General features: G+C 73.3%; 7 protein-coding genes. 2 read left to right on the top strand and 5 right to left on the bottom strand.

Going from position 1 to position 9,748, the window contains the following annotated elements; genetic code table 11:
- The 3 genes from CCN33_RS16400 to CCN33_RS16390 form a co-directional block, all read right to left on the bottom strand.
- Nucleotides 1-600, bottom strand: a 600-nt coding sequence (locus CCN33_RS16400) for a serine/threonine-protein kinase (RefSeq protein WP_167387873.1), incomplete at its 3' end; no start/stop codon positions are given.
- 168 nt (nt 601-768) lie between these two features.
- Entirely contained in the window at nt 769-3,213 is a 2,445-nt protein-coding gene (locus CCN33_RS16395) for a protein kinase (RefSeq protein WP_086694349.1), read from the bottom strand.
- Between the two features lie 160 nt (nt 3,214-3,373).
- Nucleotides 3,374-5,341, bottom strand: a complete 1,968-nt coding sequence (locus CCN33_RS16390) for a serine/threonine-protein kinase (RefSeq protein WP_208621775.1) — start codon at nt 5,339-5,341, stop codon at nt 3,374-3,376.
- Nucleotides 5,342-5,619: 278 nt separating this feature from the next.
- On the opposite strand from CCN33_RS16390, the gene CCN33_RS16385 reads away from it, so the two are divergent.
- Nucleotides 5,620-5,979, top strand: coding sequence for a hypothetical protein (locus tag CCN33_RS16385; protein ID WP_107483951.1), 360 nt, complete (start codon nt 5,620-5,622; stop codon nt 5,977-5,979).
- A 23-nt stretch (nt 5,980-6,002) separates the two neighbouring features.
- On the opposite strand, the gene CCN33_RS16380 is transcribed toward CCN33_RS16385, so the two are convergent.
- Nucleotides 6,003-7,709 carry a glycerol-3-phosphate dehydrogenase/oxidase gene (locus CCN33_RS16380; protein ID WP_086694346.1) on the bottom strand — a complete coding sequence of 569 codons (1,707 nt, stop codon included), beginning with the start codon at nt 7,707-7,709 and terminating at the stop codon, nt 6,003-6,005.
- Between the two features lie 294 nt (nt 7,710-8,003).
- On the opposite strand from CCN33_RS16380, the gene CCN33_RS16375 reads away from it, so the two are divergent.
- On the top strand, nt 8,004-9,206 hold the full coding sequence (locus tag CCN33_RS16375) for a nucleotide sugar dehydrogenase (RefSeq protein ID WP_086694345.1): 1,203 nt from the start codon (nt 8,004-8,006) through the stop codon (nt 9,204-9,206).
- A 118-nt stretch (nt 9,207-9,324) separates the two neighbouring features.
- Here the strand turns inward: CCN33_RS16375 and CCN33_RS16370 are convergent.
- The coding region (locus CCN33_RS16370; RefSeq protein ID WP_208621774.1) for an IMP dehydrogenase at nt 9,325-9,748 on the bottom strand (424 nt) is incomplete at its 5' end.

Here is a 9,748-nt window from a genome sequence, read left to right as displayed (position 1 = left end):
GCCGAGCGCCCACAGGTCGGAGGCGGGACCGGGGTCGTGCCCGCGTATCCGCTCCGGCGCGAGGTAGTCGACCGAGCCGACGACCTCACCCGTACGGGTGATGGTGCTGTCGCCCTCTATCTGCGCGATGCCGAAGTCGGTGAGCAACACCCGGCTGTCCCGGCCCAGCAGGACGTTGCCGGGCTTCACATCCCGGTGCAGCACCCCCGCCGTGTGCGCCGCGCGCAGCGCCCGCAGCACCCACAGCCCGATCCGCGCGGCCTCGCGGGGCTCGATCCGCCCGCGCTCCTTGACCGCGTCGGCCAGCGACTCCCCCTCGACCAGCTCCATGACGATCCACGGGCGGCCGTCGTGCTCCAGCACGTCGTGCACGGTGACGACGGCGGAGTGGTTGATGCGCGCGGCCGCGCGGGCCTCGGCGCGGGTACGGGCCAGCAGCACGTGCTGGTCGCTCTCCGAGACGTACAGCGCCGCGGTCAGCTCCTTGACGGCGACCTTCCGGTGCAGCACCTCGTCATGGGCGCGCCACACCCGTCCCATGCCACCGCTGCCGATGGAATCGGTGAGCCGGTAGCGGCCCGCCACGAGCTGGCCCTGCATCTGATTCACGTTGCCCCGCAATGCTCTTGTCAGGGTCAGACTATGGACCGGCCCCCGCCCAGGGAACCGGCGGGGTGCCACGGAACCGGCACTGTGACTGTTGTCGCTTCCGCACAGTCCGTGCAACCGAACGCCCGCTTCCGCAAAGGGCCCTGTCGGAGCGTCGCCTCAGCCGGTGTAGCGGTAGGTGGCCGTCGCCTGGTCGTACAGCCGGGTGACCTCGTCCCGCTCCGCCTCCGGGCCGCGCACCTGCACGATGTGGTACCGCCCGTTCAGCAGCATCGCCATGTTGCGCACGAACAGGTCACGTCCCTGGGCGTCGGTCCAGGTGAACTGCCCCTCGGCCATGGTCCGTCCGCCCACCTCGATGGTCCGCAGCCCGGACGCCGTGGCCCAGCTGGAGTCGCGGTACGGCTGCAACTCCCGTTCCTTGTCCCGCTGGTACACCATCGGGTCGGTGCCGTAGGTGGAGGTGCTGTCCCGGCCGGGCACCACGACCAGCTCGAAGTTGCCGTGCGAATACACCACTTGGCCACTGCCGTTGCGCGGCGCGTGCGACCAGCCCTTGGCGACGGCGACCTTGAAGCCGGCCGGGTCGGTGCGCAGGGTGAACCCGTCCGCCGCCGCTCCTCCGCCGGTCTGGGTCTCGGTGGCGGGCGAGGACGCGGTCGGCCCGTCGTCCGGGGTGCTCGCCGCATCCGACGGCTGCCGCTCGTGGGAGGGCGCGGGGCTCGCCTGCCCCGCCGCTCCGGCACGGTCACCGTCCTCGCCCTGCTTGGGCATGAACATCACCGCGTACGCCACGGCCCCGGCCAGCAGCAGGAGGACGAGCAGCAGCAGGGTGCGGCCGAGGTTGCGCGGGGAGCCCTGCGCCTCCTGCCGGGCCCGCTTGTGCCGGGCGTGCGGATGCGGAACCGGCGCCTTGTTGCGGCGCCGCCACCGGGCCAGCTCACCGCGCCGGCGCACTATCGGCAGCCGGGTCGGGTCGGCGGGCGGCACCGGCACCACATGGGCACCGGCGTCCGGCTCGGGCGCGGACCGCACCAGCGAGCGCAGCCAGCCGCTCAGTTCCTCGAAGTCCAGCCGCTCGGTGGGGTCCTGACGCAGCAGCGACTCCACGACCGGGCGCAGCGGCCCGCACTCCTCCGCGTAGGCGGGCGGTTCCGCGCACACCAGCTGCACCAGCTCGGCGGTGGACTCCTCCGGGTAGGGCGCGTGCCCCTGGACGGCGCGGAAGAGCAGCGCGCCGAGCGCCCACAGGTCGGTCGCGGGGCCGACGGGCGCGGCCAGTTGCCAGTTCTCGTGCACCGGGCCGGCCTGCTCGGGCGCCCACCGCTCGGTCACCGGGCCGACCACGGTCATCCGCATGTGCCGCGACCGCTCGGCCGCGATGGCGGTACCGGGCCCGCGCCGCGCTCCGGCCGTCTCCGGCTCGTCCCACCCGGACACGCCGGACCCGCCGCCGTTCTGCGCGGGCAGCGCGGGCCGGGGCGGACCGGGCACGCCCGGCCGGGCAGGGTTCAACGGGTAGGGCGGCGGCGCCTCCAGCTGGGCTTGGCGGGGCCCGGCGCCGTGCCAGGGCCGCCCGGCGACCCCGTACGGATCGGCCACGTGGCCGGGCGGGTTGCCGCCCTCCTCCGCGATCTCCCCCTCGGCGGCCGTCCGCGCGCCGGGCAGGGCGGTACGGCCGCCCCGCTGCGACTCCTGTACGCGGGCGGCGGCGCGGGCCCCCGCGCGGTACGCGGCGATGGCCCCGGCGCGGGCGGCCCGGATGTCGTCCCCGCTCTCCATGGGGCGGGGCAGGGCCGGCGCGGGGGCGCCGGAGTCGCCGTTGGCGGCGGGTGCGGGCAGTCCGCCGGCCACGCGGGCCTGGATCGCGGCACGCCGGGCGGCCTCGGGGTCCGTGTCGGCGACGGCCGCCGCCCCGGCCGTACGCGGTACGACACTCCCGCCGGGCTGCCGCTGGTCGGGCAGCGGGTGGTCCTCCGGGCCGTCCTGGGCCGGGACCGGGTCGTACCCGCAGAGCGCCTCCTCCGCCGCGCCGACCGCCAGGCCGGTCAGCATGACCCGGCCGTCGTCGCAGACCAGGACCGTGCGGGCGGTGATGTTGCGGTGGGTCCAGCCGTGGGCGTGCAGCACGCGCAGCGCCATCACCACGTCGGCCGCGACCTCGGCCGCCCGGTAGGGCGACAGCGGCTGCTCGGCGAGGAGCGCGGACAGCGGACGCGCCGACACCGCCTCGCTGACGATCCACAGCGAACCGCCCTCGGCGAACACGTCGAAGACCTGGTCCAGTCGCGGGTGGTCCGGTATCCGGGCCGCCGCCTGCGCGGCCTCCACGGCGCGTCGCACGGCGGGGTCCCCGGGCGTACGGGTGGCGCTGCGGCCCGCCGGGGCACGACGGCCGCGCTCACGCGCGGTGAACCCCTCGGGCAGTCCCTCGGCGTCGATCACCTCGGCCTCGACGACCTCCGGCAACGGCACCTGACGGACCAGCACCTCCTGCCCGCTGTAGGTGTCGAAGGCGTACGTCTCGGTGAGTTCGTACTCGTCGGAGGGCGGCAGCGGCAGTCGGTAGCGGTCCGCGAGCACCCGCCCCGCGTAGTCGTCCACGTCTGCCACCCCCTGCCGTTCCGGTCGCCCGCGATCGCTCACCACCCGTCACGCGTCACACCCGGCTGCGTACGGTTCTCAACCATTCACGATACGTGCCGGAGGCAACCCGCACCGAGGGGATGACCGATTACAGGCTCCCAACCCGAACTCGTTCAGGTCACGACTTGGGCTCGAAGGACGCCGTGAGCGTCTTCCAGGTGTCCTCGCGCAGCGCGCCGTCCCAGTCGGAGCTCTTCGCGGTGTACATCAGCGCGTGCCCGAGGTGGTCGTTGACCTTGAAACCCCGGTCGATGGAACGGTACTTGGTGCCGCCGTCCACATAGGTGAACTCCCAGTCGGCCGTGGTCCAGCCCCGGTAGTCCACCTTCGCTATCCGGATGCGGTCGTACTGGGAGCGCACCATGTAGCGCTCCTGGTTCTCCCAGTCCCTCACCGGGTCGCTCTTGGGCGTGCTGGTCCAGGCGACGAGCAGCTTCTGTCCGCCGGGGCCGGTGTAGCGGTCGCCCGCGGCGCCCGTCGACCCGTACTTCCAGCCCTTGGGCAGGCCGATCGAGTAACCCTGGGAGCTCTTGTGGGTCGTCACGACGGGCGCACTGCCCGAACCCTTCTTCCCGGAGGAGCCGGAGGAGTCGTCGTCCGAACCGCCGCTGCCGCCCTTGCCCTTGTCCTTGCCGTCGGAGTCGTCGGCGGTGCTCCCGTCGTCGGCACCGCCGGAGCGGGAGCCGTCGGTCGCGGGTGCGGACCCCGAACCGTCGGGACCGGTCGCGCCGGAGCCGTCCTTGTCCGGGTCACGCTTGGTGGAGGAACTGGCGCTGGGCGCGCCCTGGGCGCCGGTGCCCTTGTCGTCGCCACCGCCGAGGGTGAGGGCGAGGACGGTGCCGACCACCACCAGGGCCAGCGCGATCACCGCCGCCACGACGATCAGCGTGCGCCGGGGCACCACGTCGGTGAGCGACGCCTTGGGCGCCGGCCTCGGCGGGAGATCCATGTCGGGCCGGGGCATCACGGGCCAGCTCGAACTTGGCTTGTTCGCGCTGGAGTTCGGCGTGTCGGACGCCCCGCGTCCAGCGGCCCCGGTCGTCACTCCGGACTCGCTCTTCGACCGGGCGGCAGCCGCGGCCGACGCGGCACCGGCGGCCTTGCGCACCGAGCGCAGCGCGCCGCGCACCTTGTCCCCGGACTCCTCCCGCTTCGTCTCGGGGGAGTCGGGCTGCGCCGGGATAGGCACCACTCGGGTGGCGTCCAGCGGCTCGGCGTCACCGGCGTTGATGACCTTGTTGAGCATGGCCCGCGCGCCGGCGTCGTCGAGCCGCTGCTCGGGCTCCTTGGTGAGCAGGCCCTTGATGACGTCGCCCAGCGGGCCCGCGTTCTTGGGCTCCTCGGGGCTCTCGGTCATCACGGCGGTCAGGGTGGCGATGGCCGACCCCTTGTCGTACGGCGGCACGCCCTCGACCGCCGCGTACAGCAGGCCGCCGAGCGACCACAGGTCGGCGGCGGGACCGGGCTTGTGGCCGCGGGCCCGCTCCGGGGAGATGTAGGAGGGGGCACCGACGAGCATGCCGGTGGAGGTGATCGACGGGTCGCCCTCGACCTGGGCGATGCCGAAGTCGGTGAGCACGACCCGGCCGTCCTCGGCGATCAGTACGTTGGACGGCTTCACGTCGCGGTGCAGGATGCCCTCGCGGTGCGCGGACCGCAGCACGTCCAGCACGGCGAGCCCCACCTCGGCGGCCCGACGGGGCGTCAGCACGCCGTCCTCACGAATGACCTCGGCCAGGGACTTGCCCTCGACCAGCTCCATGACGATCCACGGCCGGTCGTCCTCGTCGACCACGTCGAAGACCGTCACCGCGCTGTTGTTCCGGATACGGGCGATCGCCTTGGCCTCGCGCAGCGTGCGCGTGATCAGGCGCCGCTTCTCCTCCTCGTCGATGTTCGACGGGAACCGCAGCTCCTTGACCGCCACCGTCCGGCCCAGGGTCTCGTCCTCGGCACGCCACACCGTGCCCATGCCGCCCCGGCCCAGCACGTCCCCCAGCCGGTACCGCCCGGCGAGAAGACGACGCTCGTTCTTGCCCTGACGAGTCTCCTGACGGGATGACCCCGCCCGCTCCGCCTCCGACATGCGTCCCCTCATGCAACCCGCCCTGACAGAGCCTTCATTGTCCCTCACCCGGCAACCGGCCGACGCCCAGGGGCCCCCTCCGGACGCACCTCGTGCGCCGTGCCGACGGGCCTTCCGAACCAGATGTTCCAGTTGCCGGGATGATGTCCCCGACGCGGAAGGAGCCAGGGATGCCGACCCTTCGGACAGTCCTGTCCATACCGGTTCTCGTGGCTGTGCTGCTCACCCCCACGGCTCTTGGCGCGTCCTGCGGCGCCCAGTTCTCGGACACTGCGCTTGTGTTGCTGGTCAGCGGGGTGAAGCCCCCGCCGAGGCCCTGCCGGCGCAGGGCCTTCGTGGCGATCGTCGTGCTGCAACTCGCCACGGAACACCGGCTGTCCGACACCGTCGAACAGAACCTCCCCGGACTCCTGCCCCGACTCCGCGCCGGGACACGGCACTCCGGCGAGGAATCCGGCCCCGCCCCGCGCACCCTGCGCAGCCGCACCAGCGGCATCACCGACCGCGCCCACCCCGCGGGCGCGACGGCGGGCACCCGGCTCGAACCGGCTCCGGGAGCAGCCGAGTTGTATCCCCGTACCCCCTTGAACGAGCGGGCCGGGAACGGAGGTCCCGTACCCGGCCACTCGTTCGAGTGAAGCTCCGGCCGGCCCTACAGCGCCTACAGCGGCACGATGTCCGGCGCGCCCAGCCGGGCCGCGTCCGCCGTGAGGTCGTCAGGCTGGCGCTGGGACTCGCGCTCGGCCTCGACCCGCTTCTCGTAGTGCTCGACCTCGCGGGCGATCTGGTCCTCGTCCCACCCGAGCACCGGTGCCATCAGCTCGGCGGCCTCGCGGGCGCTGCGGGTGCCCCGGTCGAAGGTCTCGATGGAGATGCGGGTGCGGCGGGTGAGGACGTCGTCCAGGTGCCGGGCGCCCTCGTGGGAGGCCGCGTAGACGATCTCGGCACGCAGATAGTCGTCCGCGTGCCGCAGGGGTTCGCCGAGGGTGGGGTCGGCGGCTATCAGGTCGAGGAGCTGGTCGGCCGTCGAGCCGTACCGGTTCAGGAGGTGCTCGACGCGGGCCACGTGCAGGCCGCTGCGCTCGGCTATGCGCTCGCGGGCGTTCCACATCGCCGGGTACCCCTCGGCGCCGAGCAGGGGGATGTCCTCGGTGACGGAGTCGGCCACCCTGCGGTCCAGGCCGTGCACCGCCGCGTCGACGGCGTCCTTCGCCATCACCCGGTACGTCGTGTACTTGCCCCCCGCGACGACCACCAGGCCCGGCACCGGGTGTGCCACGGTGTGCTCGCGGGACAGCTTGCTGGTGGCCTCGGACTCCCCGGCCAGCAGGGGCCGCAGGCCCGCGTAGACACCCTCGACGTCGTCACGGCTGAGCGGTACCGCCAGGACCGAGTTGACGTGCTCCAGCAGGTAGTCGATGTCGGCGCTGGACGCGGCCGGGTGGGCCTTGTCGAGGTCCCACTCGGTGTCGGTGGTGCCGACGATCCAGTGCCGGCCCCAGGGGATGACGAAGAGGACGGACTTCTCGGTGCGCAGGATCAGGCCGGTGCTGGAGTGGATGCGGTCCCTGGGCACGACCAGGTGGATGCCCTTGGACGCCTTGACGTGGAACTGGCCGCGCTCCCCCACCAGGCCCTGGGTGTCGTCGGTCCACACCCCGGTGGCGTTGACCACCTGGCGGGCGCGGATCTCGTACTCCCCGCCGCCCTCCACGTCCTCCACCCGGACCCCGACGACCCGCTCGCCCTCGCGCAGGAACCCGGTGACACGGGCGCGGTTGGCGACCTTGGCCCCGTAGGACGCGGCGGTGCGGACCAGGGTGGCGACGAAGCGGGCGTCGTCCACCTCGGCGTCGTAGTACTGGAGGGCGCCGACCAGGGCGTCCTTGCGCAGGCAGGGGGCGACGCGCAGGGCGCGGCTGCGGCTGAGGTGACGGTGCGTGGGCAGGCCCCGGCCGTGGCCCCTCGCCATGGACATCACGTCGTACAGCGCGACGCCCGCGCCCGCGTACAGGCGCTCCCAGCCGCGGTGCTGGAGGGGGTAGAGGAACGGGACCGGTTTGACCAGGTGCGGGGCGAGGCGCTCCAGGAGAAGGCCGCGCTCCTTCAGGGCCTCGCGCACGAGGGGGAAGTCGAGCATCTCCAGATAGCGCAGGCCGCCGTGTATCAGCTTGCTGGACCGGCTGGAGGTGCCGGACGCCCAGTCCCGCGCCTCCACCAGGCCGGTGGACAGGCCACGGGTGGCCGCGTCCAGCGCGGTGCCCGCACCCACGATGCCGCCGCCGACCACCAGCACGTCCAGTTCACGCTCGGCCATCTCCGCCAGTGCCCCGGCGCGCTGCGCCGGGTCTAGGGTCGCTGTCCTCACCGCTGCCTCCCGCTCTCGCAGACCTGCTGACGGACCGCGCCCGGTGCGGCGCCGCCCCTTCGTCCCCTCCTCATGCCCAGAACCTCATGCTCAAAAGTGTGGCGGGCCCGGCCGGGTTCGGCCACCACGGGCCCTCAGCCTGTGGACAACTCGCGTGTATCACCCCGAAGACACACGAACACAATCACACATAACGGTCATATTTGTACCTAGTCTGACTGTGCGCTCGCTCAGGCGGTCCACCGGGCTTGCGCACCATTCCCACTTCGGCTATCGGGAAGGACGGCCCACGCCATGCCCGCAGATCTCGCCGTCATCGGACTCGGTCCCTACGGCCTGCCGCTGGCCCAGGCCGCCGTCGCCGCAGGCATCCCCACCATCGGATACGCCACCGGCCCCGAGGCGGGGTCGCTCAGCCCCGCCGAACTCCGCCGGATGCGCTCCACCGGCTTCAGGCCCAGCACCGACCCCGCCCAGCTCGGCCGGGTCCGCACCGCCGTCATCTGCGCGCCCACCCCGCGCGGCGCCGACGGCGAACTCGACCTCGGCCAGGTCGAGGCGGCCGCCCGCACGCTGGCCGAGCGGCTGCGCCCGCACACCACGGTCATCCTGGAGTCGCCCGTCCTGCCCGGCACCACCGAGGACCTGCTGCGGCCGATCCTGGAACGCGGCTCCGGACTGCGCGCCGGGCGCGACTTCCACCTCGCCTACTCCCCCAGCCGGACCGACCCGGGCAGCCGCGACCACACCCCGGCCCCCAGGGTCATCGGCGGCCTCACCCCGGCCTGCACCGAGTCGGCCGCCGCCTTCTACGGCCGGCTCACCGACAAGGTGGTCCGGGCGCGGGGGCTGCGCGAGGCGGAGGCGGTACGGCTGCTGGAGACCAACTTCCGGCACGTCAACATCGCGCTCGTCAACGAGATGGCCGTCGTCTGCCACGAGCTGGGCGTCGACCTGTGGGACGTGATCCGCTGCGCCGAGACCAAGCCGTTCGGCTTCCAGGCGTTCCGGCCGGGGCCCGGCGTCGGCGGCCACGGCGTGCCGCAGGACCTCACCGGCCACGCCAGCCGGGGGCTTCGCATGGTGGAGCTGGCCCAGCAGGTCAACGAACGCATGCCGCACTACGTCGTCCAGCGGGCCGCCGCCCTCCTCAACGAGCACGGCAAGTCCGCCCGAGGCGCCCGCGTCCTCCTCCTCGGCGTCACCTACAAGGCCGACCTCGCCGACCAGCAGGGCGCCCCCGCCCACGAGATCGCCGTCCGCCTGATGGAACTCGGCGCCTCCGTCAGCTACCACGACCCCCACATCCCCGCCTGGCACGTCCTGGACCGCCCGGTCCCCCGCGCCGACTCCCTCTACGAAGCCGCGGCCGCCGCCGACCTCACCCTCCTCCTCCAGCCCCACCGCACCTACGACCTCCAGGGCCTCTCCGTAAAGGCCCAACTCCTCCTGGACACCCGAGGAGCCACCCCTACGGGCGCGGCGCACCGGTTGTAAAACGGAGCGCGCGGGAGCAGTCGCGCCCGTGCACCCCCATGCCTCCGGACGCGCCCCCGCGCACACGAAAGGGCCCGATCACTCCAAGGTGACCGGGCCCTCTGCGTGCGAAAAGCGGTCAGCGGCGGTGCTGGCTGTCCGCGACCGTGACCTCGACGCGCTGGAATTCCTTCAGCTCGCTGTAGCCCGTGGTGGCCATGGCGCGGCGGAGGGCGCCGAAGAAGTTCATGGAGCCGTCGGGGGTGCGGGAGGGGCCGGTGAGGACCTCCTCCAGGGTGCCGACGGTGCCGAGGTCGACCTTCTGGCCGCGCGGCAGCTCCTCGTTGACCGCCTCCATGCCCCAGTGGTGGCCCTTGCCGGGCGCGTCCGTGGCACGGGCCAGCGGGGAGCCCATCATCACCGCGTCGGCGCCGCAGGCGATCGCCTTGGGCAGGTCGCCGGACCAGCCGACCCCGCCGTCCGCGATCACGTGCACGTACCGGCCGCCGGACTCGTCCATGTAGTCGCGGCGGGCGGCGGCCACGTCGGCGACCGCGGTCGCC

Origin of the sequence: Streptomyces recifensis (assembly GCF_002154615.1) — a bacterium.
In the GTDB taxonomy this organism is placed as follows: Bacteria; Actinomycetota; Actinomycetes; order Streptomycetales; family Streptomycetaceae; genus Streptomyces; species Streptomyces griseoluteus.
The sequence above is the reverse complement of the archived record's forward strand: the minus strand, read 5'-3'. Positions and strand labels throughout refer to the sequence as shown.

Coding starts and splice junctions, on each gene's coding strand:
- CCN33_RS16390 (WP_208621775.1), bottom strand. CDS start 5,341: ATGTCGGAGGCGGAGCGGGCGGGGTCATCCCGTCAGGAGACTCGTCAG.
- CCN33_RS16375 (WP_086694345.1), top strand. CDS start 8,004: ATGCCCGCAGATCTCGCCGTCATCGGACTCGGTCCCTACGGCCTGCCG.